Origin of the sequence: Psychrobacillus sp. FSL H8-0483 (assembly GCF_038637725.1) — a bacterium.
In the GTDB taxonomy this organism is placed as follows: domain Bacteria; phylum Bacillota; class Bacilli; order Bacillales_A; family Planococcaceae; genus Psychrobacillus.
Window position 1 is genome coordinate 1,164,884 of the sequence record NZ_CP152052.1, and the last position, 26,995, is coordinate 1,191,878.

Annotated in this window: 27 protein-coding genes; 19 read left to right on the forward strand and 8 right to left on the reverse strand. The window is 36.1% G+C overall.

From position 1 onward, the window contains the following. Positions 1 to 54: 54 nt before the first annotated feature. Complete coding sequence (locus tag MHB48_RS05295; protein WP_342600502.1) at positions 55 to 597, reverse strand: XRE family transcriptional regulator; 543 nt, start codon at positions 595 to 597, stop codon at positions 55 to 57. A 196-nt stretch (positions 598 to 793) separates the two neighbouring features. Between MHB48_RS05295 and MHB48_RS05300 the strand changes: the two genes are divergently transcribed. Continuing rightward, positions 794 to 1,246, forward strand: coding sequence for a TlpA disulfide reductase family protein (locus MHB48_RS05300; RefSeq protein WP_342600503.1), 453 nt, complete (start codon positions 794 to 796; stop codon positions 1,244 to 1,246). A 101-nt stretch (positions 1,247 to 1,347) separates the two neighbouring features. Beyond that, positions 1,348 to 2,007: a TrkA family potassium uptake protein gene (locus MHB48_RS05305; protein ID WP_342600504.1), complete on the forward strand. Its 660-nt coding sequence runs from the start codon at positions 1,348 to 1,350 to the stop codon at positions 2,005 to 2,007. Positions 2,008 to 2,053: 46 nt separating this feature from the next. Here MHB48_RS05305 and rnjA read toward each other — a convergent pair whose 3' ends face one another. Both rnjA and MHB48_RS05315 read right to left on the reverse strand, forming a co-directional pair. Beyond that, a complete protein-coding gene (gene rnjA / locus MHB48_RS05310) occupies positions 2,054 to 3,721 on the reverse strand; it encodes a ribonuclease J1 (RefSeq protein ID WP_340918637.1) in 1,668 nt (555 codons plus the stop codon). 3 nt (positions 3,722 to 3,724) lie between these two features. Next, positions 3,725 to 3,934 (reverse strand): DNA-directed RNA polymerase subunit epsilon, encoded by a 210-nt coding sequence (locus MHB48_RS05315; RefSeq protein ID WP_342600505.1) that lies wholly within the window; start codon positions 3,932 to 3,934, stop codon positions 3,725 to 3,727. Positions 3,935 to 4,215: 281 nt separating this feature from the next. Here MHB48_RS05315 and MHB48_RS05320 point away from each other — a divergent pair, with 281 nt between their 5' ends. Beyond that, the gene (locus tag MHB48_RS05320; protein ID WP_342600506.1) at positions 4,216 to 4,989 is read left to right on the forward strand and encodes a Cof-type HAD-IIB family hydrolase; all 774 of its coding nucleotides are present in this window, start codon (positions 4,216 to 4,218) and stop codon (positions 4,987 to 4,989) included. An 11-nt stretch (positions 4,990 to 5,000) separates the two neighbouring features. Continuing rightward, on the forward strand, positions 5,001 to 5,936 hold the full coding sequence (locus MHB48_RS05325) for a carbohydrate kinase (protein ID WP_342600507.1): 936 nt from the start codon (positions 5,001 to 5,003) through the stop codon (positions 5,934 to 5,936). 41 nt (positions 5,937 to 5,977) lie between these two features. On the opposite strand, the gene def is transcribed toward MHB48_RS05325, so the two are convergent. Continuing rightward, positions 5,978 to 6,535, reverse strand: coding sequence for a peptide deformylase (gene def, locus MHB48_RS05330; protein WP_342600508.1), 558 nt, complete (start codon positions 6,533 to 6,535; stop codon positions 5,978 to 5,980). A gap of 134 nt (positions 6,536 to 6,669) precedes the next feature. Between def and MHB48_RS05335 the strand changes: the two genes are divergently transcribed. From MHB48_RS05335 to lpdA, 5 genes are all read left to right on the forward strand, one after another. Beyond that, the gene (locus tag MHB48_RS05335) at positions 6,670 to 7,317 is read left to right on the forward strand and encodes a YkyA family protein (protein WP_342600509.1); all 648 of its coding nucleotides are present in this window, start codon (positions 6,670 to 6,672) and stop codon (positions 7,315 to 7,317) included. 611 nt (positions 7,318 to 7,928) lie between these two features. Beyond that, positions 7,929 to 9,041: a pyruvate dehydrogenase (acetyl-transferring) E1 component subunit alpha gene (pdhA, locus tag MHB48_RS05340; protein ID WP_342600510.1), complete on the forward strand. Its 1,113-nt coding sequence runs from the start codon at positions 7,929 to 7,931 to the stop codon at positions 9,039 to 9,041. A 3-nt stretch (positions 9,042 to 9,044) separates the two neighbouring features. Continuing rightward, positions 9,045 to 10,022, forward strand: a complete 978-nt coding sequence (locus MHB48_RS05345; RefSeq protein ID WP_340918651.1) for an alpha-ketoacid dehydrogenase subunit beta — start codon at positions 9,045 to 9,047, stop codon at positions 10,020 to 10,022. A 31-nt stretch (positions 10,023 to 10,053) separates the two neighbouring features. Continuing rightward, on the forward strand, positions 10,054 to 11,406 hold the full coding sequence (locus MHB48_RS05350) for a dihydrolipoamide acetyltransferase family protein (RefSeq protein ID WP_342600511.1): 1,353 nt from the start codon (positions 10,054 to 10,056) through the stop codon (positions 11,404 to 11,406). Between the two features lie 4 nt (positions 11,407 to 11,410). Further along, positions 11,411 to 12,823, forward strand: a complete 1,413-nt coding sequence (lpdA, locus tag MHB48_RS05355; protein ID WP_342600512.1) for a dihydrolipoyl dehydrogenase — start codon at positions 11,411 to 11,413, stop codon at positions 12,821 to 12,823. 35 nt (positions 12,824 to 12,858) lie between these two features. Here lpdA and MHB48_RS05360 read toward each other — a convergent pair whose 3' ends face one another. After that, a complete protein-coding gene (locus MHB48_RS05360; protein WP_342600513.1) occupies positions 12,859 to 13,473 on the reverse strand; it encodes a helix-turn-helix domain-containing protein in 615 nt (204 codons plus the stop codon). A gap of 104 nt (positions 13,474 to 13,577) precedes the next feature. Here MHB48_RS05360 and MHB48_RS05365 point away from each other — a divergent pair, with 104 nt between their 5' ends. The 4 genes from MHB48_RS05365 to MHB48_RS05380 all read left to right on the forward strand — a co-directional run bounded on the left by MHB48_RS05365 (position 13,578) and on the right by MHB48_RS05380 (position 18,946). Further along, on the forward strand, positions 13,578 to 16,625 hold the full coding sequence (locus tag MHB48_RS05365; RefSeq protein WP_342600514.1) for an efflux RND transporter permease subunit: 3,048 nt from the start codon (positions 13,578 to 13,580) through the stop codon (positions 16,623 to 16,625). An 86-nt stretch (positions 16,626 to 16,711) separates the two neighbouring features. Further along, the gene (locus MHB48_RS05370) at positions 16,712 to 17,530 is read left to right on the forward strand and encodes a polysaccharide deacetylase family protein (RefSeq protein WP_342600515.1); all 819 of its coding nucleotides are present in this window, start codon (positions 16,712 to 16,714) and stop codon (positions 17,528 to 17,530) included. A gap of 364 nt (positions 17,531 to 17,894) precedes the next feature. Next, positions 17,895 to 18,272 carry a CidA/LrgA family protein gene (locus tag MHB48_RS05375; RefSeq protein WP_342600516.1) on the forward strand — a complete coding sequence of 126 codons (378 nt, stop codon included), beginning with the start codon at positions 17,895 to 17,897 and terminating at the stop codon, positions 18,270 to 18,272. Then, positions 18,269 to 18,946 (forward strand): LrgB family protein, encoded by a 678-nt coding sequence (locus tag MHB48_RS05380; RefSeq protein WP_342600517.1) that lies wholly within the window; start codon positions 18,269 to 18,271, stop codon positions 18,944 to 18,946. Before MHB48_RS05375 ends, MHB48_RS05380 begins: the two co-directional genes overlap by 4 nt. Positions 18,947 to 19,659: 713 nt before the next feature. Here the strand turns inward: MHB48_RS05380 and MHB48_RS05385 are convergent. Continuing rightward, on the reverse strand, positions 19,660 to 21,117 hold the full coding sequence (locus MHB48_RS05385) for an aminotransferase class I/II-fold pyridoxal phosphate-dependent enzyme (RefSeq protein ID WP_342600518.1): 1,458 nt from the start codon (positions 21,115 to 21,117) through the stop codon (positions 19,660 to 19,662). A gap of 138 nt (positions 21,118 to 21,255) precedes the next feature. Here MHB48_RS05385 and MHB48_RS05390 point away from each other — a divergent pair, with 138 nt between their 5' ends. Together MHB48_RS05390 and MHB48_RS05395 are read left to right on the forward strand one after the other, a co-directional pair. Continuing rightward, on the forward strand, positions 21,256 to 22,215 hold the full coding sequence (locus MHB48_RS05390; RefSeq protein ID WP_342600519.1) for a nitronate monooxygenase family protein: 960 nt from the start codon (positions 21,256 to 21,258) through the stop codon (positions 22,213 to 22,215). Positions 22,216 to 22,227: 12 nt separating this feature from the next. Then, positions 22,228 to 22,497, forward strand: a complete 270-nt coding sequence (locus tag MHB48_RS05395) for a UPF0223 family protein (RefSeq protein WP_342600520.1) — start codon at positions 22,228 to 22,230, stop codon at positions 22,495 to 22,497. A 43-nt stretch (positions 22,498 to 22,540) separates the two neighbouring features. Here the strand turns inward: MHB48_RS05395 and MHB48_RS05400 are convergent, their stop codons facing one another. After that, positions 22,541 to 23,170, reverse strand: coding sequence for a DUF1054 domain-containing protein (locus tag MHB48_RS05400; RefSeq protein ID WP_342600521.1), 630 nt, complete (start codon positions 23,168 to 23,170; stop codon positions 22,541 to 22,543). A gap of 153 nt (positions 23,171 to 23,323) precedes the next feature. On the opposite strand from MHB48_RS05400, the gene MHB48_RS05405 reads away from it, so the two are divergent. Then, positions 23,324 to 23,524, forward strand: coding sequence for a hypothetical protein (locus MHB48_RS05405; RefSeq protein WP_340918674.1), 201 nt, complete (start codon positions 23,324 to 23,326; stop codon positions 23,522 to 23,524). Between the two features lie 101 nt (positions 23,525 to 23,625). Beyond that, complete coding sequence (locus tag MHB48_RS05410) at positions 23,626 to 24,417, forward strand: inositol monophosphatase family protein (protein WP_342600522.1); 792 nt, start codon at positions 23,626 to 23,628, stop codon at positions 24,415 to 24,417. Positions 24,418 to 24,501: 84 nt separating this feature from the next. Here MHB48_RS05410 and MHB48_RS05415 read toward each other — a convergent pair whose 3' ends face one another. Continuing rightward, entirely contained in the window at positions 24,502 to 24,687 is a 186-nt protein-coding gene (locus MHB48_RS05415; protein ID WP_342600523.1) for a YlaF family protein, read from the reverse strand. A 104-nt stretch (positions 24,688 to 24,791) separates the two neighbouring features. Between MHB48_RS05415 and typA the strand changes: the two genes are divergently transcribed. Continuing rightward, positions 24,792 to 26,639, forward strand: coding sequence for a translational GTPase TypA (gene typA / locus MHB48_RS05420; protein ID WP_342600524.1), 1,848 nt, complete (start codon positions 24,792 to 24,794; stop codon positions 26,637 to 26,639). Between the two features lie 21 nt (positions 26,640 to 26,660). Beyond that, entirely contained in the window at positions 26,661 to 26,993 is a 333-nt protein-coding gene (locus MHB48_RS05425) for a YlaH-like family protein (RefSeq protein WP_342600525.1), read from the forward strand. Positions 26,994 to 26,995: the final 2 nt, after the last annotated feature.

Consider the following 26,995-nt stretch of genomic DNA (forward strand, 5'->3'; position numbering starts at 1 on the left):
AGTATCAGCTTTTTACAATTATCTATCCATTCCACAAATCGCCTAACGCTCTTCTTATAAGTAAGAATTTGTAACGACATAAATTACTTGTGCATCTTCATCAGAACCATTTTGTAATAGATGGTGATCGGATGCATCAAAATAGAGAGATTCCCCTTTAGAAGCAAAATAATGTTGTTTACCTAGTGTTAACTCCACTTTTCCTTGTAATACAAATATAAACGTTTGGGATAAGGAGGGCTCGAACTGTTTAAATTGTCCACCTGTTCCTAAAGAAATAAGTACTGGTTCCATTTCATTTTCATTTGATTCAGATATGAGCCAGTGAAGTTTATATTTCTTTTCTACATCTACAAAAATCGTTTGTTCTTCTTTTTCATACACAACCTTTGTTCGAGCCTGTTCGTCATCAAAAAAGTCTTTTGGTTTAGAACCCAGCACATTTAAAATAGAAAAAAGCGTTTCAATGGAAGGTGAGTTAATATCTCTTTCTAATTGAGAAATAAATCCTTTACTTAAATCAGTTCTTTCACCTAATTCTTCTTGGGTTAATCCTTTTTCCAAACGTAATCTTTTAATTTTTTTGCCTATTTGCATAATTATAAGGCTCCTTCTAAATAAGATGCAGAGCTATCTTATAAAATAAAGTTTATTTTAACACAACTTTAAGTTTACTTTAACAACTTATATGAATTATTTTAAAAATATTTTTTCCAATTGGATTTTTAACAGGGGACAGTTATTTGGGTGGTGCATAAACTAAATGTGGACGAAAGGAAAAGGGGAGAAATGAATGCGCTTAAGAGAGGAGTTACCCGAGTTTTCTCGGACTACTCAATGGATGAATGGAAATGTAACAAAGTTGAATTTAATAGGAGAGGTTCCTATTCTAGTTCACTTTTGGTCAGTGAGTTGCCATGTTTGTGAAGGGGCATTTAAAATCATTAATGATTGGAAAAGAATTTATGGTGATAAATTTAAGCTCGTTGGAGTGCATATGCCTAGGTCAAAAGAGGATGTTAATAATCGCCTTATCCAAGCGAAGGCTTTTCAAATGAATATGACCAACCCAATCTGTCTAGATCATAATTTAGAGATTACACAAAAATATCAAAATCGAGTAGTTCCAACTTATTATTTGTTTGATAAGCAAGGATTATTACGACATATCCAAATTGGAGAGCTTGGATTGAAAATGTTAGAAAAACGTTTAGTGCTTCTTATGAATGAATCAAAAAAATATTAGGAAGAACCATTTTTTTGTTCTTAATACTTCTACGGCAACTCTTCGCAGAAAGAACTAGGTTGTGTTAAACTAGGTGCATTGGATTTCTAGGAGGCTAGTGTATGCATAAAGAATTTGTTGTAATTGGATTAGGTCGATTTGGAGGAAGTATTGTAAAAGAATTAGTCGATCAAGGCGCGGATGTAATGGCGATAGACAAAGTGTCTGAACGCGTAGACGCATTTGCTTCCATTGCACGGCAAGCAGTTGTAGCGGATACAACAGATGAATCTGTCTTGAAGTCTCTTGGTATTCGAAATTTTGAGCATGTGATTGTTGCTATTGGAGATGATATTCAATCCAGTATTTTAACTACTTTAATGCTAAAAGAAATTGGCGTGAAGAAAATTACGGTGAAAGCACAAAATGATTATCATGAAAAAGTACTTCGTAAAATTGGTGCAGATAAAGTTGTACATCCCGAACGAGACATGGGGATCCGTATCGCGAATAATATTATATCTAATAATGTACTTGACTACCTGGAACTTTCTGATGAGCATTCAATTATAGAAATAATAGCAAATGAGAAAATTGCAGGACACTCTATTATAAATTTAGATATACGTGCAACGTATGGAATTAATATTGTTGCAGTTAAACGAGGAAATAACATTATTGTCTCTCCACAAGCAGATGAAAAGCTTCAGTTAAACGATGTACTTATTATCATTGGGGCAGATGTAGATATTAATCGTTTCGAAAAGAAAGTGCTCTCCTAAAGAAAAATGCCAGAAGGAACTATATTCCTCTGGCATTTTTTTATTTTTATACTTCCATAATAATAGGTAATATCATCGGGCGACGCTTTGTTTTTTCATATAAATATGGGCTCAAAACATCTGTAATTTCATTTTTCAGCTCAGACCAATCAATTGGTTTATCTTGAAGTGTGAAACGTAGATGTTTATTTAACATTTGCTGTGCTTCATTAATCATTGTACCGGATTCACGCATATAAACGAATCCGCGTGAGATAATATCTGGACCAGAAACTATTTTCTTTCTTTCCATGTCTGCACTCACAACGACAATAACTAGCCCTTCTTCAGATAAAATACGACGATCTCTTAAAACGATATTACCAATATCGCCAATTCCACTTCCATCGATATATACATCTCCAGAAGGAATACGACCTGCTACATGTGCCTCATTGGCACTTAGAGCAAGAACATCTCCATTCTCCATAATAAATGTATTGTCAGGAGCTACATCACAATCAACAGCTAGCTCTGTATGAATTTTTAACATACGGTACTCACCGTGAATTGGCATAAAGAATTTCGGTTTCATCAATCGGAGCATCAGTTTTTGTTCTTCTTGAGAACCATGTCCAGAGGTATGGATATTATTCAAAGAACCATGTATTACTTCTGCTCCTGCACGGAATAGTAAGTTAATCGTACGATTAACGCTTGCTCTATTACCTGGGATTGGAGAAGAAGAAAAGACAACAGTATCTCCTGGTTGAATCTGAATTTGACGATGTGTACCATTTGCAATTCTGGACAGAGCTGCCATTGGTTCACCTTGACTACCTGTACAAAGTATTAATACTTCGTTTGCAGGCAATCGATTTAGAGCACTCACATCAACAAATGTTTCTTTTGGAGCTGTAATATAACCAAGCTCACGTCCAATTGTAATGGCATTATCCATACTTCGACCAAATACAGCAATTTTACGATTGTGTTGTACTGCAGAATCTGTTACTTGTTGTAGTCTATGAATATTAGATGCAAAAGTAGCAAAGATAATACGGCCATTTACTTTACGGAAAATGGAATCCATACTTTCTCCAACTTTGCGTTCAGACATGGTGAAATTAGGAATTTCCGCATTTGTACTATCTGAAAGTAAACATAGAACTCCATCACGACCAATTTCAGCCATTTTAGTTAAATTTGCTGGCTCTCCAACTGGTGTAAAATCAAACTTGAAATCCCCAGTGTGAACAATATTACCTGGTGGTGTTTTAACAACAATCCCATAAGCATCAGGTATACTATGCGTAGTTCTAAAGAAACTCACGGCTGTTTTTCTAAATTTAATCACATCAGCTTCTTCTATTACATGCATTTTCGTTTGTCGAAGTAAGCCATGTTCTTCTAATTTATTTCGTAATAAACCAAGAGCTAGTTTACCACCATAAACGGGTACATTTAGTTGTTTAAGTAAGTATGGTATCCCACCAATATGATCTTCGTGACCATGCGTGATAAATAGCCCTTTAATTTTATCCACGTTTTTCACTAAGTAAGTGTAATCTGGAATAACATAGTCTATTCCTAATAGATCGTCTTCAGGAAATTTGATCCCTGCATCTATTAAAATAATCTCATCTTGAAATTGAACACCATAAGTGTTTTTGCCGATTTCGCCTAGTCCGCCGAGGGCGAAAACCGCAGTTTGATCATTTTTTACAAATTTCATAGGTTATATCTTCTCTACTTTAAAATTCGGGCTTGCTTGTTCGTACTCTAAATGACTACCTTCAAGCAACTGAATTAGTTCGATATTATATTTACGATCTTTTAGCAGAGCACGGACATCACGCTCTGAATCTGCTTCAACGTATAGACTCTTAGTGTTTTCGCGAACTGGTACCTCTAGTGCATTTTCTTGATAATAAACTTTAAAAATCATTTTATACTCTCCTTTTTCACGTTCAAAATAAATCAATTCTCTTTATATTATCACGCTAGTTCTTTAAAATAAAGAAAAGCCCTTCATTTTTTGAAGGGCACTGAATTTAAGCGATTGTTTTTTTTCTGAGTATTCCGCCGAGCCGTCTCAACCATTTTCTTTTAAGGCGTTTCAACATGGCACTTCACTCCTTATTACTTAGTATATACAAAATATTTTATTGTGTAAAGGATTCTTACTGAAAAGTCAAATAATTCGCATTTTAGATAGGGGATTTTTTTATGGTGAATAAAGTGTTATTTTTCGATATTGATGGAACTATTTTAGATAGTAATAAAAACATTCCGATTGGTGTGGAAGAATCTATCGATAAAGCAAGAAGAAATGGCCATGAAGTGGTGATTGCAACCGGTAGGTCACCATTTACCGCACAATCTATTTTAGAACAACTAAAAATAGATTCTTTTATATGTTACAATGGGCAAATTGTCCAGTTTCAAGGGGAGATTATACATAAAGGGATAATCGATAAAAGCGAACTTCAGGATTTAACCGAATTTGCTACTGAACGAGAGCAACCATTAGTGTACATGGACAGTGATGAAATGGTTTCTAATTTACCTGATCATCATGATGTGGTGGAAAGTATTTCAACATTAAAAATAAAGTTTCCACGTAAGGGTGAAAATTTTTTTTTAACGAATGATATTCACCAAGCGCTTATTTTTTGTGATATAGAAGAACAAAAGGTATATGAACAAGCATTTCCGAAGTTAAAGTTCGTCCGTTGGCATCGAGTATCTTGTGACGTACTTCCTAAAGAAGTTTCCAAAGCAACCGGGATTGAAAAACTATTAACACATATACGGAAAACAAAGGAAGACGCGGTAGCATTTGGTGATGGATTAAATGATGTAGAAATGCTTCAATATGTAGGTACTGGAGTAGCAATGGGTAACTCAGTACAGGAATTAAAAGAACATGCTTCCTTTGTTACGGACCATGTATCAGAAAACGGATTAACAAATGCCATGAAGCATTTAAAGCTAATTTAAAGGAGTCTTTTATGAACGAAATGACAAACAAATCTATACTGATCTATGGTGATGCATTTGTAGATTATATAGCAAAGGACCAAAGAAACATGGAATTTACGATGTTTTTAGGTGGAGCTACAGTAAATGTTGCAGCAGGAATTGCTAGACTAGGAGCGGCATCTTCTATTATTACTGTTTTAGGAGATGATGAAACTTCGGAGTTTGTAAAAAATGAGCTCGATTCCGAAGGGGTGGATTTAACATATGCTCAAGTCGTTCCTGAAAAGCGAGTAAGTGGGGTATATGTTCATTTAACGGAGGATAACGACCGAATCTTTCATTCGTATGTGGATGAAACGCCTAATATTCAGGTTGATTTTTCTTCATTGAATAATGATGCATTCCAACAAGCCTCCGTTTTTCATTTTTGCTCAGGGACTTTATTTCACCCATCTGCACTTAAAACTACAAATGTAATTGTGGAGCAATTTAATCAAGCAAATGTTTTTTTGTCGTTTGATGCAAACATTCGACCATTAAGATGGGAAAGTGAAGAAGTTTGTAGAGACACTATTCGTTCATTTCTTCATTCTGTAGATTTATTGAAGCTAACAGATGAAGAACTTTTCTTTTTGACTGAAACAGAGTCATTAGAAGAAGGACTTAAGAAGCTTCGTCCATATCATATTCCGATTATCCTGGTTACTGTAGGAGAAAATGGTACTTTTGCAGTGATTGACGATGAACTTATACATATTAAAGTGGAAAAAGTAGTACCAGTGGACACCACAGGAGCAGGAGATGCCTTTATGGCAGGTATTCTTTCAAGTATGTACTTAAAAGGAAAGCCAAAAACAAAAGAAGAATGGATTGACTACATTTCTTTTGGTAATAGACTTGGAGCAATCTGTGCGACAAAAATTGGAGCACTTTCTGCAATGCCAAGATTATCGGATCTAGATTAAACAAAAACGGAGCCTATTGTTTACAATGGCTCCGTTTTTGTTTATTTTCTATCATAAGGAACTGCATCTGGAATTTCCGCATAAGGATTTACTTTATTGATATGATCGTAAAACATAATCCCATTTAAATGGTCTAATTCATGTTGAAATGCAATAGCTGTTAGACCTTTTAAGCGTTTCTTAAAAGGAGTTCCATCTGGATGAAAGCCGGATGCTGTAATACGTGCATATCTAGGAACATATCCTTCAATTACTTCATCTACTGATAAACAGCCTTCGCCAGCAGAAATATACGTTTTTTCCACGGAGTGACTAATTATTTTGGGGTTTACAGCTACAAAACTAACTTCATTATCATCTTCATCAGTTAAATGAAGTGCGAACATTCTTTTTTCAGCGTTTACCTGTGGAGCAGCAATCCCAATACCAGGGCGTATTTTGTATTTCTCCACCAACTCATCGTCTTGACTATTTATTACATATTCTAATAAGTCATTAGCAAGTTTTTTATCATCTTCCGATAAAGGGAATGTCATTTCATGTGTTTTCTTACGTAGAGTGGGATGGCCATCTCTAATGATATCTTGCATTAAAATCATTCTAATCGTCCTTTCGAATTTCATATTACTATTATAACGAATAATGAACATTTACTAAACAAAAAGAGAAAAATGGTCAGTTGATATTAACAACTAGAACTATTATAGTTGAAATGAATATAGGGGGTTAAGAAATGAAAAAAATCAAATATTTTGTACTCGTATGCGTGGTTTTACTCCTTTCTGCATGTTCTTTAGGGGGAAAAACAGAAGAAAAATTGTCTAACATCCTATCGGAAACCTATGAATTAGAATCTGATTACAGAGATGTACAAAAGCTATTAGCAGAAACAGAATTAAAAGAGCAAGCTAATTTTCAAAGTATGATGGAACTAACTAAAGATCAAAAGGAAGAATTAACTGTTCAGGTGGAGGAAACAGCTAAACTGTTGGAAGAAAGATTAGTATTAGTAGAAAAAGAAAAAGCTGCAATTAATCAAGCATCAGATAAATTGGCAGATATTAAAATACTAATTTCTGAGACAAAAGAAGAATCAGAGAAAGCAAGCGTTGAACAAGTGGAAGAAGCATTAAAAAATAGATATGATGCATATGACAATTTAACAGTGCAATATACTACTCTTGCTGACTTACAAGAAAATTTATATAACATGTTAATAGAAGAAGATGTGGAAATAAGCTCTGTTCAAGAACAAGTGATGGAAGTGAATAAGCAAAATGAAGTAGTGCAACAATCGGTACAAAATTTTAATGATTTGACCGCTAAGCTTAATCAAGTGAAGGAAGAAGTTTTTACTTCTTTGCAAACAGAAAATAAGTAAGCGAAAAGCAGCCCTTTATGGTGCTGCTTTCAGCTTGACGACAAAAGTATTTTTATACATTGTTATGAATAATAATATCGATAAGTATTCCTAAAGAGGTTACTTTATCTAATTAAAAGTAAAGATAGTGGATATCTATAAGAAATTGTTTATAAGGCAAGGACCACCACGAAGACTCTTGTGGGAACAGCTTGAGCTGAAGACCCCGCAGGAACGCTTGAGGAAGGAAGGCTAAGAATGCCGCGTCCTGCGGCAACACCTTCATGACCAACCTCGTGTTGGCCCGAGGCTGAAGCCAAGCCCACGGAAAGCGAAGTGGTAGTCCTTGCCGAATTTAATATAAAACTCTAGCCACAAAAATTGAGTTTGTCTACAGTCTGAAAGCAGCCCCTTTATGGTGCTGCTTTTTTTATGATTCTACTAATCTGATATAGTACAGACATAATTTATCTATAGTACAGAATTTAGTATTTCTAATATTCTTTCAAAAAAAACGTTTATTTCATATGATTGACCATAGATTTATTCTTGAGTATACTAAGAGTGAAATGTTGTTGTATTACTTTATATGTTAAGAAATTTTAATACAGAAGAAAAGGAGAGTTGCTATTATGGCTGCAAAAAAAGTACCGCAGTTGGATCCAATGAAAACGCTTCATGAGATTGAAGAAAAGTTTGAAATGTTCCAGATTTTAAACGAAGAAGGGGAAATTGTTAATGAACAAGCCAACCCTAACTTATCGGATGAAGAACTCGTAGAATTAATGAACCGAATGGTGTATACACGAATTTTAGACCAACGTTCTATTTCTTTAAACCGTCAAGGACGTCTAGGATTTTACGCACCTACGGCAGGTCAAGAAGCATCTCAGCTTGCATCCCAATTTGCTCTAGAAAAAGAAGATTTTATCTTACCAGGTTACCGTGATGTGCCGCAAATCGTTTGGCATGGTTTACCTTTATGGCAAGCATTTTTATTTTCTCGTGGTCATTTCATGGGGAACCAAATTCCAGAAGGTGTAAATGTATTCCCTCCACAAATTATTATTGGTGCACAGTTCATTCAAGCTGCTGGAGTAGCGCTTGGTATGCAAAAGCGTGGTAAGAAGGCGATTGCAATAACGTACACAGGTGATGGAGGATCGTCACAAGGTGATTTCTACGAAGGTATCAACTTTGCAGGTGCTTACCGAGTTCCAGCAGTATTTATAGTACAAAACAATCAATTCGCTATTTCAACACCTCGTGAATTACAAACTGCAGCGAAAACAATTGCTCAAAAAGGTATTGCCGCTGGAATTCCAAGTGTTTTGGTAGATGGAATGGATCCTTTAGCGGTTTACGCTGCTACGAAGGACGCTAGAGATCGTGCAATTAATGGAGAAGGCCCAAGCTTAATCGAAGCACTTTGTTACCGTTATGGTCCACATACGATGGCTGGTGATGATCCAACACGTTACCGTACATCCGAAACAGATTCTGCATGGGAAAAGAAAGACCCATTAGTTCGTTTCCGTAAATACCTAGAAACTAAAGGTATTTGGAATGAAGAAAAAGAAGCTGCGATAATTGAAAAAGCAAAAGAAGAAATTAAAGAAGCAATTAAAAAAGCAGATGCTGCTCCAAAACAAAAAGTAACTGACTTAATTAATATCATGTATGAAGAAAACCCATATAACTTAGATGAGCAATTAGCTTACTATACAGAGAAGGAGTCGAAGTAACCGATGGCACAAATGACGATGATTCAAGCAATTACGGATGCACTCCGTACTGAGCTTAAAAATGATGAAAACGTTCTAGTTTTCGGTGAAGACGTTGGCGTTAACGGCGGTGTATTCCGTGCAACTGAAGGGTTACAAAAAGAATTCGGAGAAGACAGAGTATTCGATACACCTCTAGCTGAATCTGGTATTGGTGGATTAGCTGTTGGTCTATCATTACAAGGTTTCCGTCCAGTTCCTGAAATTCAGTTCTTTGGATTTGTATTTGAAGTAATGGATTCTATTGCTGGTCAACTTGCTCGTATGCGTTTCCGTACAGGTGGAGCATTTAATGCACCAGTAACTATTCGTTCTCCATTTGGTGGAGGCGTTCATACTCCAGAAATGCATGCAGATAGTTTAGAGCTTTTAATGACTTCTACACCTGGTGTAAAAGTGGTTATTCCTTCTACACCTTACGATGCAAAAGGTTTATTAATCTCTGCGATACGAGATAATGACCCAGTAATTTATCTAGAGCATATGAAACTATACCGTTCTTTCCGTGGAGAAGTTCCAGAAGAAGAGTATACAATTCCTCTTGGAAAAGCTGATGTAAAACGTGAAGGATCAGATTTAACCATTATTGCATACGGTGCAATGGTGCATGAGAGTTTGAAAGCAGCAGAAGAGTTAGAAAAAGAAGGTCATTCGGTAGAAGTTGTGGATTTACGTACTATTCAACCGTTAGATATTGAAACGATTATCGCTTCAGTAGAAAAAACAAATCGTGCAATTGTTGTACAAGAAGCGCAAAAACAAGCTGGTATAGCTGCAAACGTAGTAGCAGAGATTACAGAAAGAGCTATATTGAGTTTAGAAGCTCCTGTGCTACGTGTGACTGCTGCTGATACAGTATTCCCATTCTCTCAAGCAGAAACTGTTTGGTTACCTAATTCTAAGGATATAGTAGAAACAGCTAAAAAAGTTTTAACGTTCTAATTTTAAACTCACTATAGAAAGGGTGAAGACTATGTCGTTTGAATTTCGATTACCGGATATCGGTGAGGGTATCCATGAAGGCGAAATCGTTAAATGGTTTGTAAAAGCTGGTGATGAAGTACAAGAAGATGATATATTATGTGAAGTACAAAATGATAAAGCTGTTGTAGAAATTCCTTCTCCCGTAAAAGGAAAAGTAACGGAAGTATTAGTAGGTGAAGGAACAGTAGCAGTAGTGGGAGATATACTGATTAAGTTAGACGCTCCTGGATATGAGGACCTTAAGTTTAAAGGAGATCATAGCGAAGAAGAACAAACAGAAGCACAAGTTCAAGCAACTGCAGAAGCTGGTCAAAAGATCGAAAAAGAAGCTGTGGAAACGCCTAAACAATCCGAAGTTTCTAATGAAGCAGTGAAAAAAGAGTCCAAACAAGAACCTAAAGGGGACACACGTGTCGTAGCGATGCCTTCTGTTCGTAAATTTGCTCGTGAAAACGAGGTAAATATTGCGGATGTAAACGGTTCAGGGAAAAATGGTCGAATTTTAAAAGCAGATATTGAATCATTCTTATCTGGTGGTCAAAAATCTGCCGAAGTTTCTGCTTCAGCAGAGGTTAAAGAAACAACAAACGAAACGAAGATAGAAGAAAAAACATCTGCACCAGTTCCATTAGAAGGTGAATTCCCAGAAACAAGGGAAAAACTATCTCCAATGCGTAAGGCAATTGCAAAAGCAATGGTACATTCCAAACATACTGCACCTCATGTAACACTAATGGATGAAGTAGATGTAACAGAGCTAGTAGCACATCGTAAAAAGTTCAAAGATATTGCTGCTGAGAAAAACATTAAGTTAACATACTTACCTTATGTGGTAAAAGCGCTTGTGAGTGCATTACGAGAGTTCCCGCAATTCAATACATCGTACGACGATGCAACGAATGAAGTAATTCAAAAACACTATTTTAACATTGGTATTGCAGCGGATACAGATAAAGGGCTATTAGTTCCTGTTATTAAAAATGCAGATCGCAAATCTGTGTTTGCTATTTCAGATGAAATTAATGCACTTGCAACTAAAGCACGTGATGGTAAATTATCTTCTGCTGAAATGAAGGGCGCGTCTTGCTCTATAACGAATATTGGTTCAGCTGGAGGGCAATGGTTTACGCCAGTTATCAATCATCCAGAAGTTGCAATTCTAGGAATTGGTCGAATTTCAGAAAAACCAGTAATAAAAAATGGTGAAATTGTAGCGGCTCCTGTGTTAGCATTATCCTTGAGCTTTGATCATCGAATGATCGATGGCGCGACTGCGCAACATGCGTTGAACCATATGAAACGTTTGCTTAGCAGTCCAGAACTATTATTAATGGAGGCGTAAAAAAATGGTAGTAGGAGATTTCCCGATTGAAACAGATACTTTAGTAATAGGTTCAGGTCCCGGAGGATATGTAGCTGCAATTCGTGCTGCACAAACAGGACAAAAAGTTGTAGTAGTTGAAAAAGAACATATAGGTGGAGTGTGCTTAAACGTAGGTTGTATTCCTTCCAAAGCATTGATTTCTGTTGGTCATCGTTTTGAACAAGCAAAGCATGCGGATGAAATGGGTATTACAGCAACTGACGTGAAAATTGACTTTACAAAATCTCAAGCTTTCAAAGATAGTGTTGTAAAAAAATTAACGAGTGGTGTTTCTGGTTTATTAAAAGGAAACAATATAGAGGTCGTTAGTGGAGAAGCTTATTTTGTTGATGCAAATACAGTTCGTGTAATGGACGAAAAGTCTGCACAAACATATACATTTAAACATGCGATTATCGCAACTGGATCACGTCCAGTAGAAATTCCGACGTTTAAATATACAAAGCGTGTAATTAACTCTACAGGTGCCTTAAGTTTATCTGAGATTCCAGAAAACTTGGTAGTTATTGGCGGCGGATACATTGGTACAGAGCTAGGTTCAGCGTTTGCTAACTTAGGTTCTAAAGTAACAATTATCGAAGGTGGCGATGATATTTTAGCTGGTTTCGAAAAACAAATGACGACAATAGTTAAAAAAGGCCTGAAGAAAAAAGGCGTTGAAATTGCTGTTAAAGCATCTGCTAAAGGTGTAGAAGAATCTGATAATGGCGTAGTAGTTACATATGAAGTTGGCGGAGAAGAGAAAAAAGTAGAAGCTGATTACGTATTAGTAACTGTAGGTCGTCGTCCAAATACGGATGAAATCGGATTAGAAGAATTAGGTATTAAATTTGCAGAACGCGGATTAATCGAAGTAGACAAGCAATGTCGCACAAGCATTAACAATATTTTTGCAATCGGTGATGTTGTTGCAGGTCCTCAACTTGCACATAAAGCTTCATATGAAGGTAAAGTAGCTGCTGAAGTAATTGCTGGACAAACTTCTGTTGTAGATTATTTAGCAATTCCTGCAGTTTGTTTCACAGATCCAGAATTAGCGACAGTTGGTTTATCAGAAGCGCAAGCGAAAGAACAAGGTTATGATGTTGCTGCTGGGAAATTCCCATTCGGAGCAAACGGTCGTGCACTTGCACTTAACGCTACAGAAGGTTTTGTGAAACTTGTTTCTCGTAAAGAAGACGGGTTACTTCTTGGAGCGCAAATCGTAGGGCAAGGAGCTTCTGATATGATCGCTGAACTTGGTTTAGCTATTGAAGCTGGTATGACTGTTGAAGATATCGCAATGACTATTCATGCTCACCCAACTTTAGGTGAAATTGCAATGGAAGCTGCGGAAGTAGTAATGGGTCATCCAATTCATATCCTTTCTAAATAATATAAATAAAAAACTACTTGTCGCTGAATACTCTTTCAGCGATCAAGTAGTTTTTTTGTGTCTTCTGTCAAAAATGGAGTGGTCAAGCCAGCAACTAATGAGTCAACACGATCAACTAGGAATTTTGCTAAATCACGATAATTAAAATTTGTTTTGCAAAGAACGATCAATTCTACATAACTTTTTGTTATCCCTTTTACTAACAAAATTAAATCTTTTAAATGCAAGGAGACCTTATCCCCGTAAGAACCGACAAGTAAGTTTTGTAGATGTTCATTTAGTTTCATGTCCATTTGAGTCATAACACTAAATAACTCGCGATTGTCAGGCTTTGTATTTTCTCTAAGTTGCATGAGAATAAAATCAGAGTATTTATCGATTTCTTCAAGTTGTATACATAGGAACATTTGTAACTTTTCCTTTGCAGGTATATTCATTTCAAAAACAGTAGAAATTCTTTCGGATAGTCTTTCTGAAAATAATTCAAATATACTAATTAGAAGACTTTCTTTTGATTTGAAATATATATAAAATGCACCCTTAGAAATTCCACATGCTTCTGTTATTTCTTGTACAGAAGTTGTTTCAAAGCCATTCTTTGCAATTAATTCGACTGCTTTTTCAATAATTAATATTTTTTTGTCAGGCATATTAGGACCTACTTTCTTTTTAGTTGACTTATGACTGACTGGTCATTTACTATTGTAAAGTAAAGTGACCAGCCAGTCAAAATAAATAAACGTGGGGGAAAATAATGAATTCCATAATTAATTTTGTTATGAAGAATAAATTAGCGGTATGGCTATTAACGTTAATCATTACTGTTACTGGTATTTATGCTGGAACACAAATGAAACTAGAAACAATTCCAGATATTACGATTCCAGTAGTTACGGTTACGACAGTTTATCCTGGAGCGACACCGGAACAAGTGGCAAAGGATGTATCTGAGCCATTTGAAAAAGCTGTCAATAATCTAGAAGGTGTGAAAACTGTAAGTTCTACATCCTTTCAAAATGCATCTTCACTCCAAATTGAATTTGCATATGGAATTGATATGAAAGAAGCAGAAGCAGAAGTAAAAGCAGCTTTGGACAATGTAGTAAAGCCTGATAACGTTCAAGATCCATCGATTGCAAGAATTAGTATGAACGCATTCCCAATTATTGCGTTAAGCGTTTCGAATAGCGAAAAAGATCTAGCTACGTTAACAGATGATGTCGAAAATGATATTGTTCCTCAAATAGCAGGAATTGAAGGTGTATCTTCTGTTGCTGTTTCTGGACAACAAGTAGAAGAAGTTAGTTTAGTTTTTGATCAAAAGAAAATGGCTCAAATTGGTTTAGATGAAGCAACTGTTAAAGCTATCATACAAGGTACAAATTTAACGATGCCTTTAGGATTATTCCAATTCTCTGAGGAAGAACAGTCAGTTGTAGTAGATGGGAAAGTTGCAACATTAGCAGATCTAGAAAACCTTCCAATTCCAGTAGTAAGTCCTACAGGAATGTCTTCTGTGACTCTAAAAGAGATAGCTAAAATTGAATTTATTGGTAAAGCAGAATCTATCTCACGTACAAATGGGCAAGAAGCGATTGCTATTCAAATTGTAAAGGCACAAGATGCAAATACAGTAGATGTAGCAAATGCTGTGAAAGACATGATTCCGGATTTAGAGAAAGATTTTGATGGTTTAGATGTTGAGTTAACCTTGGATCAAGGAGAACCTATTGAGGCTTCTGTGGAAACAATGATGAGCAAAGCGTTATTTGGTGCACTATTTGCGGTAATTATCATCTTATTGTTCTTACGTAACTTCAAGTCTACCATCATTTCCATTATTTCCATTCCGTTATCCATTTTAATCGCGTTTATTTTACTAAATCAAATGGACATAACACTGAATATGATGACTCTTGGAGCAATGACGGTAGCTATCGCACGTGTTATTGATGATTCTATAGTCGTTGTGGAAAATATTTATCGAAGAATGAACTTGACGAGTGAAAAATTAACAGGCAAGGACTTAATTCGTGAAGCAACAAAAGAAATGTTTGTTCCAATTTTATCATCTACACTAGTTACTATTGCAGTATTTTTACCTTTAGGATTAGTTAGTGGTATGGTTGGAGAATTATTTTTACCATTCGCATTAACCATGGTATTTGCATTACTTGCATCATTACTTGTAGCGGTTACAATCGTTCCGATGCTTGCTCATTCTTTATTCAAAAAGAATATGGAAAAAGGTCCAGGTTCTCATAAAGAAACGCAAGGAAAACTTGCTGCTGGTTATAAAAAGTCCTTAAATTGGGCGTTAAACCACAAGGCGATTACTTCTATAGCTGCAGTTGTATTGCTAGTCGCAAGTTTGTTTCTGATTCCAATAGTAGGTGTCAGTTTCTTACCAGATGAAGAGCAAAAGTTAATGTATGTAACGTATACACCAGATGCTGGAGAAACATCCGATGATGTTAGTGCGAGTGTCGAACAAGTAGAAAACTACTTCTTAGAAAAAGAGAACGTTGATATTGTTCAAGTATCCATTGGTGGAGCAAATCCAATGGCCCCAGGAGCTTCTAACGGTTCCTTAATGTACATCACATTTGATCCTGAAACGGAAGAATTTACGAAAGTAAAAGAAGATGTGATGAAAGAAATCCAATCATTTGATGTAAAAGGTGAATGGAAATCTCAAGACTTCTCGACAAGTGGTTCAAGTAATGGAGTCAGTTATTTTGTGTATGGAAATAATAAAAAAGAAATTGAACCAATTATAGAAGATATTGCATCTATTTTAGAGGACAATAAAGATATCAAAGATGTGAATACAAGCTTATCTAAATCCTATAAAGAATATACTTTTGTAGTAGACCAAGATAAACTAACACAATACGGTTTAACAACAGCACAAATTGGGATGAAGTTAAATCCAAATGTGCAACGAGAAGTTCTAACGACGATTACGAAAGAAGATCAAACGTTTGATGTATATATTGATAAAAAGATTGAAAAACAAACATCAGTAGAAGATTTATTAAAAGAAACAATAGCAACTCCACTTGGTATAGAAGTTCCAATTTCTGAACTGGTACATGTAGAAGAAGGAACAAGTTCTGATACTGTAAATCGTCGAGAAGGAAAAATCTTTGCGAGTGTTTCTGGTACTTTAACTGCTAAAGATGTAGCAAAAACTTCTAAAGCTATTCAAGCAGAAATCGATAAGTTAGATGTTCCAGCAGGTATAGAAATTAATACTTCTGGTGTAACAGCGGATATTACGGAGGCATTTACGCAACTAGGTTTAGCCATGCTAGCAGCGATTGCGATTGTATATCTAATCCTTGTCATAACGTTTGGCGGAGGACTTGCACCGTTTGCGATTCTATTCTCATTACCGTTCACAGCTATTGGGGCTTTAGTTGGATTAGCGATTGCGGGTGAAACACTAAGTGTATCTTCCATGCTTGGTCTATTAATGTTAATAGGGATTGTTGTCACAAATGCGATTGTATTAATTGATAGAGTAATTCATAAAGAAAAAGAAGGTCACTCAACTCGTGAAGCTATTCTTGAAGCTGGATCGACAAGACTTCGCCCAATCTTAATGACTGCACTTGCTACAATTGGGGCGCTAATACCGCTTGCAATTGGAGCAGAAGGTAGTGGCTTAATATCAAAAGGGTTGGGAATTACTGTAATCGGCGGATTAATAAGTTCAACTTTACTTACATTAATAATCGTGCCAATGGTATATGAATTTTTTGCAAAGTTTAGAAGAAAAAAAGTCTCAAATAACTAAATATACTGAGTGAACCGTGTAGAAATTTTCTACACGGTTTTCTTTTTGACATGTTAGAATAGTTAGGAAAGGACATGGTGATCTAATTGAATCTTACAAAATGGACATTACTTGCTGTAATAATGCTTGTACTTTCAGCATGTGGTGTTACAGAAGAAAAACCAGTTGTACAAACGGAAACGGAAGAAATAATAGAAGTTTCTAGCGAGAATTTGGAAGAAACAGTAGAAGTGATTGAAGAGAAACCCGTAGTGGAAGAGAAGCCGGAGATGCTTTATGAATTAAATGCAGCTAATTGGACATTCCAACCAATTGGGGAAGCTAATCCGAAGGTTGTATTACTTACAATCGATGATGCTCCAGATAAATATGCTCTTGAAATGGCTAAAACATTAAAATCACTAAATGCACCTGCCATCTTCTTTGTAAATGGTCATTTCATTGATACAGAGGACGAAAAAGCGAATTTAAAAGAAATATACGATATGGGCTTTGCCATTGGTAATCATACGCAAACACATATTAATTTAAAAAATAGTTCAGAAGCGCAGCAACAAGAAGAGATACTAAAAGTAAATGAAACAGTAGAGGCTGTGATTGGGGAAAAACCAAAGTTCTTCCGAGCGCCATTCGGTCTAAATACAGATTTTAGCAAAGCACTTGTAAAACAAGAAGGCATGCTTCTGATGAATTGGACGTACGGCTATGATTGGGAGAAACAATATATGGAAGCTAAAAGTTTAGCAGATATTATGGTCAATACGGAATATCTGACAAACGGGGCGAATCTCTTAATGCATGATCGTAAATGGACGGCAGAAGCTTTAACAGACATTGTAGAAGGTCTTCGTGCAAAAGGTTATGACTTTATTGATCCCCAGACAATTAAGGGAATAGAAGAATAAATTGTATTACCCCAAGTAGCTATGGAGAGCGACAGACGAACGACTACCACACGATTATCGGAAAAATGCGGAGGAAGCGACTTTGTCGCATCAAGAAATATCGATAATGGTGTAGAACTCGTTCAGTTCCAAGCACTCCAAAAAGCCCTATACATATAGTGCCTGGTGTGTTATCACCATTTTAGCAAGCAATTATTGGGTACTTTTGGTTAATCAACACGTGTGGTATTACCTCTGTGATAATGCTCTTCACAGAGGTATTTTTTGAGGCGTGGATATCGTAACATATTAAGCGTAGAATGTTCCTGTTACTAGTTTATAGGAGGTGAAAACCTTTAAAAGATTACATTTTTTAAGATTATGTATGGGAAAATATATTCGCATTGCATTTCAAGTTATTATTCTTTATTTATTCTCCCTTGTAGGGTCTTTGATCGTACAAATATTACCTTTTAATTTTCCGGGAAGTATTATGGGTTTATTGATACTTTTAGGTTGTTTATATGCAAAAATAATTCCTGTGAATCTAATTAAAGATGGAGCAGGGTTATTATTAGGACTCCTTGCATTATTTTTTGTTCCTGCAACTGTTGGAGTAATGAATTATCCTGAATTCTTATCTTTCAATGGAATGCTCCTAGTCTTTACAATTATTGTAAGTACTATTTTGGCAATCATTGTATCAGGAAGAGTTTGTCAATATATAGAAGGGAAAGAATCGAAAGAGGAGTCTGTCTCATGAGTGAAGTTACGATGATAGTAGGAACAATCTTTGTCTTTTTCGTTATGAAAAAGGTGTATGCCCGATTTACAACCCCTCTACTTCTTCCAGTGTTAACCACAACAATAACGGTTATTATTTTATTACAAATTTTCGACGTTTCTTATGACTCCTATATGAACGGAGCAAAATGGATTGATGCGATGCTTGGTCCAGCTGTTGTAAGTATGGCATATCCTTTATATGCACAAAGAGAAACAATAATAAAAAATAAGTTTTCTATTATAATCAGTGTCATAGTTGCAATGCTTTCAGGTTTAATCAGTGTGATTGTATTTGCGAAATTATTAAACTTCGATAATGAATTGATCATATCTTTATTACCCAAATCTATTACTACACCAGTAGCCATGCAAATAACCGAATCGATTGGAGGTATTCCATCGTTAACTGCGGTTTTTGTTATATTGGCGGGTTTAACTGGGGCGTTAACTGGGCCTATCATATATAAAATTTGTCGTATTGAAAAAGTGATTAGTAAAGGAGTTTCGATGGGAAGTGCATCTCATGGAATTGGTGTAGCTAAACTATCAGAATATGGAGAGCAAGCATTGTCCATGGGTACTGTTTCCATGACATTAAGTGCGGTAGTAGGATCCTTTATATGTCCTTTATTTGCTTTATTATTTACATGAAAAAAGGAGAGATGGTAACATCTCTTCTTTTATTGAAAGATTAGAAAGTATATAATTTTCCGTTTCAGGCGGACGCTTTCCGCGGGGTTGAGCGATGAGCCATCACCTAAAAAGAGAGAAATGTGATATTCCCACAGAGTGTTTAAAAAGGAACGAAGGCTAAGAGCGCCACCTCATGTGGCAACGCCTTCGTGACCAACATCCTGTTGGCCTCCGCTAGAGTCGCCACCTTCCACTACAATCAAGTAAATGTTTTCAAATCAATCATAAAAAAAGGACAACTAAAAGATAAGGTAGTATATAGTTTTTGAGTGCATAAAGTCACTGGTACTTTGAACGATAGGAATAGAAGGCCCGCACGATGCGGGTCAGACAGTCGTTGCGAAATGTTCTTTTATTTTGCACGAGCTTTGCGCAGGAGCACCATGAAGTCGCGAACTTAGACTGTCCTCCTCTGAAGCTTTATGAGTTGGAAAGCATCTTTTCACTCATTATCCCAAAAGATCTAAACCTTATTCGTACTGTTGAAGGAGGGCGACGGACAGACAAACGCCATAAGATTACCAAGAAAAGAGAGGCTGGTCGTGACGTCAGTCACGACCAGCCTCTCTTAAAAATCAATCGGTAATGATATAGCAATAAGTCTGTCCAAAGACCCCCGAAAACGAGACAAAACAGGTTTTGTCCTTAGAGGGCGCTTGCGCTTTTCTTACTTAATCTTCTTTAATAACATGAATCATTTCTAAAGTATCATCTTCTGGTCCTTGTACAGGTAGACCAGCTTTTATATTCATCTGAATATAATCGATGTTTCCTTGCGTAATTATTTCCCCGGGAATAAAAATAGGAATTCCAGGTGGATATACCATAACGAATTCTGCGGAAATTCGTCCACTAGCATCTGACAAGGGAATTGATTCTGTTGCAGCGTAAAATGCATCACGAGGTGACATTGCAAGTTCTGGAATATCAGGTAAAGTAACGGATGGTTCAACAATTACAGCTTCAGATTCATGAGCTTCAACCATACGAGTAAGTGCGTTTACTAGTAAGTTTGTTTCTTTTTTGGAGTCCCCAAGTGTTATTAAACAAAGAATGTTATATAGATCAGAAAGTTCTACTTCAATATTAGCTTTTTCTCTCAGCCATATTTCTGCTTCATAGCCTGTCATCCCTAAATTTTTCACACTAATTAATAATTTGGTTGGATCCATATCGAATGTTGCGGAAGAATGCAAAATTTCTTCGCCAACACATCGAATATGTGGAATTTCATTTATACGTTTACGCGTATCCTTAGCAAGGTCAATGACATCACCGATTAAATCCTCACCGTGAATGGCTAATTGTCTTCTAGCTGTGTCTAAAGAGGCTAAAAGAGGATACGAGGTAGATGTTGTTGTAAGCATGGATAAAATGGATTGCACACGTTTAGTAGAAACAAGTCCATTCCTAACATTTAGAATAGAACTTTGTGTCATAGAGCCACCTAATTTATGAACGGAAGTTGCAGCCATATCAGCTCCTGCTTCCATCGCTGAAATAGGAAGGGAATTATGAAAATGAATATGCACGCCATGTGCTTCATCCACTACTACTGGAATTCCTCTTTCGTGGGCAATGTCCACAATTTTCTTCAGGTCAGCTGCTAATCCGAAATAAGTAGGATTAATAACTAATAATCCTTTTGCGTCAGGATGTTCATTTAATGCTTTTTCAACCGATTCTACTGAAATACCATGGGAAATACCTAATTCTACATCTACTTCTGGATGAATAAAAACAGGAATTGCCCCTGCAAAAACAATCGCAGACATTATTGATTTATGCACATTTCGTGGAACAAGTATTTTATCACCAGGACCACAAATAGTAAGTATCATTGTCATAATAGCGCCGCTTGTCCCTTGTACAGAGAAAAACGTTTCATCAGCCCCGAATGCTTCGGCAGCCAATTGTTGAGCTTGTTTAATGGCACCTTTAGGGGAATGTAAGTCATCTAAAGGGGCGATATTGATTAAATCTATGGAAAGTACATTATCTCCAACAAACTCTCGAAATGCAGGGTCCATCCCTTTCCCTTTTTTATGCCCAGGAATATGAAACTGGATAGGATGACGGTTTCGATGCTTCAGTAGTGCATCGAACAATGGAGTTTCTAATTGTGACAACGCTCATACCACCTCTAATATTTTTTTTTTAAAACAAATGAAATTATAGCACTTCGTTAATTCTATTACTATAAAAATCTTTGTGAATTGAATCATGATGCTAATTCTTTTACACTTAGAGCTATGGGAGGGATAGGGATGATTTTTCAAACAAGGGTAACTGAATTATTGGGAATAAACTATCCAATTATTCAAGGGGGACTTGCTTATTTAGCATATTCTGAATTATGTGCAGCTGTTTCGAATGCAGGTGGTCTAGGCCAAGTTACAGCCATGAGCTTGAAAACACCAGAAGAATTGCGAGAAGAAATACGTAAAGTCAGAGTACTTACAGATAAACCGTTCGGTGTAAATTTTGCTATAGGGCAAACGGGAAGAGCCTATGAGCATATGTTACAAGTAGCAATAGATGAAAAAGTACCTGTTATTTCCATGACCAGTGGAAATCCAGCACCTATTCTAGAAAAACTCAAAGGTACGCCCGTAAAGAAATTAGTGCTTGTAGCAGCTAAGCGCCAAGCACAAAAAGCGGAACAACTTGGAGCAGATGCTATAATGGTTGTTGGTCAAGAGGGTGGAGGTCATTTAGGTAGAGATGATATTGGAACGATCGTATTAATTCCACAAGTAGTAGATGCAGTATCGATTCCGGTGATTGCATCAGGAGGAATTGCTGACGGGAGAGGCTGGATGGCAGCTCATGCACTTGGAGCCGAAGGAATTGAAATGGGCACTCGATTTATCGCTACAAAAGAATGCGTTCACGCCTCAGAAGCATATAAAAATGCTTTATTGTCTAGCGAAGAAACTGACACTACAGTAATTAAAAGAACCATTGGTGCTCCAGCAAGAGCGATTAAAAACAGCTGGACGGAAACAATTTTACGTATCGAAAAGGAAAAATCAACATATGATACTTTAAAGGATTTTGTTAGTGGTGAAGCAAATAAGCAGTTTATCTATGAGGGGAATATAGATAAAGGATTTGGATGGGCAGGGCAATCTGTCGGTTTAATCAAAGATGTGCCCTCTACAGAAGAGCTTATCAAACGAATGGTTTCTGAAGCGTTAGAAGTTCGAAAAAAATGGCAAGTATAGGAGAGTATAAAAATGGAATACACATATCCTTTTTCTTTAGATTGGTCTACAGATGAAATAGTAGATGTAGTACAATTTTTTGAAGTAATTGAAAATGCGTACGAAAAGGGCGTTAAACGAGAAGAGTTACTAAAAAAATACAGACGCTTTAAAGAAATTGTTCCTTCTATTGCAGAAGAAAAAACATATTTCCGTGAGTTTGAAAAAGAAAGTGGTTACGCTAGCTACCCAATCGTAAAAAAGATGAAGGAACTAGAAGATAGCGCTATTATTAAAGCATAACTAATAAAACCACCTATAACTACAAAGCTATAGGTGGTTTTATTTACTTCCGATTGATCATTGTTTTGTAAATAGGTAGAAGCTGTTCAAAAGTTTCTTCCGCAAGTTTAAAGAATTCATTTTCCGTTAGCTTTACTACTTCTTCTCTGGCCATATGTCGACCTACTAAAAATTCTCCCTTTTTCACATCACGTAATCTTACTAATAATTGCTCCAACTCATCGCCTTTTGCTTGTTTCAGAGGAGTTGCTTCAGGCTTCATATGATCTCCAGATACAATGAAGTCAGCTGGCAATTTTTTAAACAAACTTTTTTTCTTTAATAATCGTTCTGCTATGGCTACTTTATCAGGTGCTTCATAGATGACAGCTACAATGATAAAAAGATGACTTCCCCATAACCCAATTTGAAAATGTGGTAGTGCTTTATATCCTCTTTTATACGGAGCAAAAGCAACCCAACTGTCCTTTGGTGGATTAACGGAGCGTCGTGCATGTTTTGCTACATGTGGAAAGTATTCATCCCCTAGTGCACTTGAAAAATAGAGACTATATTGTTTTCCTAGCTCCTCAAATTTTGGTCTGACATTTTTAATAAGTGCGGTCATCCTGTTTTCTAGACCATCTATTTGAAATACATCAAAATCCTCGTCTTTCCAAAAAAAATTGCTCATATGTAAACTCCTTTCACTTTCTATGTTTATTTTATCGGAAATATGGGTAAAAATCATGTAGGTAGTATTTTTCAGTCAACATAAGTTAGTTGATGGCATAAATTATATAAAACGTTCTGAATATTTAGTTATAATAAAAGGGAAGGGGTGTTAATGATGAGACAGGTTGTGCAAATTATTCGCAAAAATGACGTGGAAAAAGAAAGAATTCAAACATTAAAATTGGAGTTGGATTACCAACTTGCTACTTTATTTGACGCAATGAATAGTCAAAATGAAAAAGAGATAAAGGAATCAAAAATGCAGCTGATAGAAATACACAAACTTCTGGGGGAGCTAAATGCACTCGATTGAAGATTTACCTTCTATAGAACCGTAAAACACCAGCTAATTAGAAAGACAGCGGGTGTTTTTTTCTTTATACTAAAGGTAACGTTTTGGAAAGGATGGTTGAAATGAACATACATACTCTTGATAAATATGCGAAATCATTAATTAAAGAAGCAGCAAATAACATTAAATCTTCTTTCTCATCCACACTAATAATTGAGTCGAAGTCAGAAGCGAATGATTTAGTAACAAATATTGATAAAGAAACCGAACAATATTTTATCAATCATATTAAAAGAGATCTACCGGATCATCGAATATTTGGAGAAGAAGGATTTGGAGACGAGATCCATGATTTAAATGGATATGTATGGATGCTAGACCCAATAGACGGCACGATGAATTTTATTCATCAAAAAAAGAACTTTGCTATTTCTTTAGGAATTTACAAAGATGGTGTAGGGATTCTTGGTTATATTTACAATGTTATGGAAGATGATTTATTAAGTGCAACAATAGGAGAAGGGGCTTTTTCAAACGATATCCGTATTCCTACAGTAGAAATTGCCAGTGTGGAACAATCTATTGTTGGAGTAAATGCTAGCTGGGTCATTCCGAATAAGCATATACAGCATGAAGGTATGATTAAACTTTTACAAACAGTGAGAGGGTCAAGATCTTATGGATCAGCTGCTATTGAGATTTCATATGTTGTTACAGGTCGATTAGATGCATACATGTCGATGAGATTATCACCGTGGGATATTGCCGGAGGCATGGTGATTGCAAAGGAGGTAGGTGCAGTTGTGACTACACTGACTAACGAACCGATTAATTTATTGCAGCAAAACACCTTTATTATTTCAAAACCTGGCTTACACGAGCAATTATTATCCAATTATATCCAATTAAAATAAAGGTCAAATTAGGTTGCTGTTTTTTAGAATGTTTACAATGCCAAAATAAAAAAATTCAGCAAGTGATTACTTGCTGAATGTATACTATAACAATCCTTGTTCACGCATTTTTTTCTTTGTCTTAAAACCAAATCCCATAACGACAAAAAGTAAAGCAAGAAACAGGAAAATTAGAGGAATATTGCGAAGTGCGATTGCGATTCCAATAAGTGCCATCGATAAAATTGCACCAAAAGAATATAGAACAAAAATCCATTTTACATTACCCAAAATGATTACCTCCAAAAAAAATATTGAAAAATATTATTACTTTAGTGCTACTTGTGATATAATAGCACAGTTATGGACTCGAAAAAAGAATATGGAGTGGAAAAATGACAAATTTACGTCAAGATATAAGAAACATTGCAATTATAGCACACGTTGACCATGGGAAAACGACATTAGTTGACCAATTATTAAAACAATCAGGTACTTTCCGTTCAAATGAACACGTTGAAGAACGTGCGATGGACTCGAATGATATCGAGCGTGAACGCGGTATTACGATTTTAGCTAAAAATACAGCAGTAGACTATCATGGTACACGTATCAATATTCTTGATACGCCTGGACATGCTGACTTCGGCGGTGAAGTAGAACGTATTTTAAAAATGGTAGATGGAGTTTTATTAGTAGTAGATGCATATGAAGGTTGTATGCCTCAAACACGTTTCGTATTGAAAAAAGCGTTAGAACAAAAATTAACTCCTATCGTTGTAGTAAACAAAGTAGATAAAGATTCAGCTCGTCCACTAGAAGTAGTAGATGAAGTTTTAGAATTATTCATAGAATTAGGTGCTGATGAAGACCAACTAGAATTCCCAGTTGTTTATGCTTCAGGTGTAAATGGTACTTCTTCACTAGATGCAGATCCTGCTAACCAAGAAGAAAACATGAAATCTCTATTCGAATTGGTTATTAAAGAAATCCCAGCACCAGTTGATAATTCAGAAGATCCATTACAATTCCAAGTAGCATTACTTGACTATAATGATTATGTAGGTCGTATTGGTATTGGTCGTGTATTCCGCGGGACAGTTGAAGTAGGTCAACAGGTTTCTTTGATGAAACTAGATGGTAAAGTTAAAAACTATCGTGTAACAAAATTATTCGGTTTCTTCGGTTTAAAACGTGAAGAAATTCAATCGGCAAAGGCTGGAGATTTAATTGCAATTTCTGGTATGGAGGATATTAACGTAGGTGAAACAATTTGTCCTACAGATCATCCAGATGCTTTAACGCCATTACGTATTGATGAACCAACATTACAAATGACATTCTTAACAAATAACTCACCATTCGCTGGTCGCGAAGGTAAATGGGTTACATCACGTAAAATTGAAGAGCGCCTTCGTTCTCAATTACAAACGGACGTATCTTTACGTGTTGATGATACAGAATCTCCAGATGCATGGGTAGTTTCAGGTCGCGGAGAGCTTCATTTGTCGATTTTAATCGAAAATATGCGTCGTGAAGGTTATGAATTACAAGTATCAAAACCAGAAGTAATTATTCGTGAAATTGAAGGTAAAAAATGTGAGCCAGTTGAACGAGTTCAAATTGATGTACCTGAAGATTGTGTAGGTGCGATCATTGAATCAATGGGTACACGTAAAGGTGAAATGGTTGATATGGTCAACAGTGGAAATGGCCAAGTTCGTTTAATCTTTATGGTACCAGCTCGTGGATTAATTGGTTACTCGACAGAATTCATGTCACTAACAAAAGGTTTTGGTATTATTAACCATACGTTCGATAGCTATCAGCCGGTAGTTGCAGGTCGTGTTGGTGGACGTCACCAAGGTGTACTTGTTTCTATGGAAACTGGTAAATCAACTACTTACGGTATGATGGGGATTGAAGACCGCGGTACATTATTCGTAGAACCAGGTACTGAAATCTACGAAGGTATGATTGTTGGTGAAAATACTCGTGATGCTGATATCACTGTTAACATTACAAAAATGAAACAAAAAACAAACATTCGTTCAGCTAACAAAGACCAAACGAACGTTATTAAAAAACCTCGTATCTTAAGTCTTGAAGAAGCATTAGAGTTCTTAGGTGATGACGAGTACCTAGAAGTAACGCCTGAATCAATTCGCTTACGCAAAAAGATTCTAGAGAAGAGTGAACGTGAACGTGTTACAAAGAAAAAGAAAAGTGCAGAACTTGAATAGGAACTGAAAGGGTGAATAACCTTGGAGGAACAGCAATTCGTACTTGATAGAATGTCTAGTATTTCGCGTTTTATTTACGAGACAATGCCATCATTCGATATAGCGGGTTATGTATTATTTTTAGTCATTTTTTTACTATCCTTACTTGTGTACAAGCTTGGATTTGCGAAAAAATTACATTTCAAACAAAACTTAGTCATTTATCTTTTCTTATTATTAGGATGTTTAATGTTGACATTTTTAGCGTTTTTCCTTCCGGTTGTAGAGGGATTAATCGTAGCAGCCTTAATTTTAATTGTTTATAAGATTCGATTACGACTCGAAAAAAGAAACAGCTCCACTACCTTAAGGTAGTG

Excerpts from the sequence above, each read along its gene's own strand:
- typA (WP_342600524.1), top strand. The coding sequence starts at position 24,792 with ATGACAAATTTACGTCAAGATATAAGAAACATTGCAATTATAGCACAC.
- pdhA (WP_342600510.1), top strand. The coding sequence starts at position 7,929 with ATGGCTGCAAAAAAAGTACCGCAGTTGGATCCAATGAAAACGCTTCAT.
- MHB48_RS05295 (WP_342600502.1), bottom strand. The coding sequence starts at position 597 with ATGCAAATAGGCAAAAAAATTAAAAGATTACGTTTGGAAAAAGGATTA.
- MHB48_RS05305 (WP_342600504.1), top strand. The coding sequence starts at position 1,348 with ATGCATAAAGAATTTGTTGTAATTGGATTAGGTCGATTTGGAGGAAGT.
- MHB48_RS05300 (WP_342600503.1), top strand. The coding sequence starts at position 794 with ATGCGCTTAAGAGAGGAGTTACCCGAGTTTTCTCGGACTACTCAATGG.
- MHB48_RS05390 (WP_342600519.1), top strand. The coding sequence starts at position 21,256 with ATGATTTTTCAAACAAGGGTAACTGAATTATTGGGAATAAACTATCCA.
- MHB48_RS05315 (WP_342600505.1), bottom strand. The coding sequence starts at position 3,934 with ATGATTTTTAAAGTTTATTATCAAGAAAATGCACTAGAGGTACCAGTT.
- def (WP_342600508.1), bottom strand. The coding sequence starts at position 6,535 with ATGATTTTAATGCAAGATATCATTAGAGATGGCCATCCCACTCTACGT.
- MHB48_RS05345 (WP_340918651.1), top strand. The coding sequence starts at position 9,045 with ATGGCACAAATGACGATGATTCAAGCAATTACGGATGCACTCCGTACT.
- MHB48_RS05350 (WP_342600511.1), top strand. The coding sequence starts at position 10,054 with ATGTCGTTTGAATTTCGATTACCGGATATCGGTGAGGGTATCCATGAA.
- MHB48_RS05335 (WP_342600509.1), top strand. The coding sequence starts at position 6,670 with ATGAAAAAAATCAAATATTTTGTACTCGTATGCGTGGTTTTACTCCTT.
- MHB48_RS05325 (WP_342600507.1), top strand. The coding sequence starts at position 5,001 with ATGAACGAAATGACAAACAAATCTATACTGATCTATGGTGATGCATTT.
- MHB48_RS05375 (WP_342600516.1), top strand. The coding sequence starts at position 17,895 with ATGGGAAAATATATTCGCATTGCATTTCAAGTTATTATTCTTTATTTA.
- MHB48_RS05360 (WP_342600513.1), bottom strand. The coding sequence starts at position 13,473 with ATGCCTGACAAAAAAATATTAATTATTGAAAAAGCAGTCGAATTAATT.
- MHB48_RS05395 (WP_342600520.1), top strand. The coding sequence starts at position 22,228 with ATGGAATACACATATCCTTTTTCTTTAGATTGGTCTACAGATGAAATA.
- MHB48_RS05320 (WP_342600506.1), top strand. The coding sequence starts at position 4,216 with ATGGTGAATAAAGTGTTATTTTTCGATATTGATGGAACTATTTTAGAT.
- MHB48_RS05410 (WP_342600522.1), top strand. The coding sequence starts at position 23,626 with ATGAACATACATACTCTTGATAAATATGCGAAATCATTAATTAAAGAA.
- MHB48_RS05405 (WP_340918674.1), top strand. The coding sequence starts at position 23,324 with ATGATGAGACAGGTTGTGCAAATTATTCGCAAAAATGACGTGGAAAAA.
- MHB48_RS05380 (WP_342600517.1), top strand. The coding sequence starts at position 18,269 with ATGAGTGAAGTTACGATGATAGTAGGAACAATCTTTGTCTTTTTCGTT.
- rnjA (WP_340918637.1), bottom strand. The coding sequence starts at position 3,721 with ATGAAATTTGTAAAAAATGATCAAACTGCGGTTTTCGCCCTCGGCGGA.
- MHB48_RS05400 (WP_342600521.1), bottom strand. The coding sequence starts at position 23,170 with ATGAGCAATTTTTTTTGGAAAGACGAGGATTTTGATGTATTTCAAATA.
- MHB48_RS05365 (WP_342600514.1), top strand. The coding sequence starts at position 13,578 with ATGAATTCCATAATTAATTTTGTTATGAAGAATAAATTAGCGGTATGG.
- lpdA (WP_342600512.1), top strand. The coding sequence starts at position 11,411 with ATGGTAGTAGGAGATTTCCCGATTGAAACAGATACTTTAGTAATAGGT.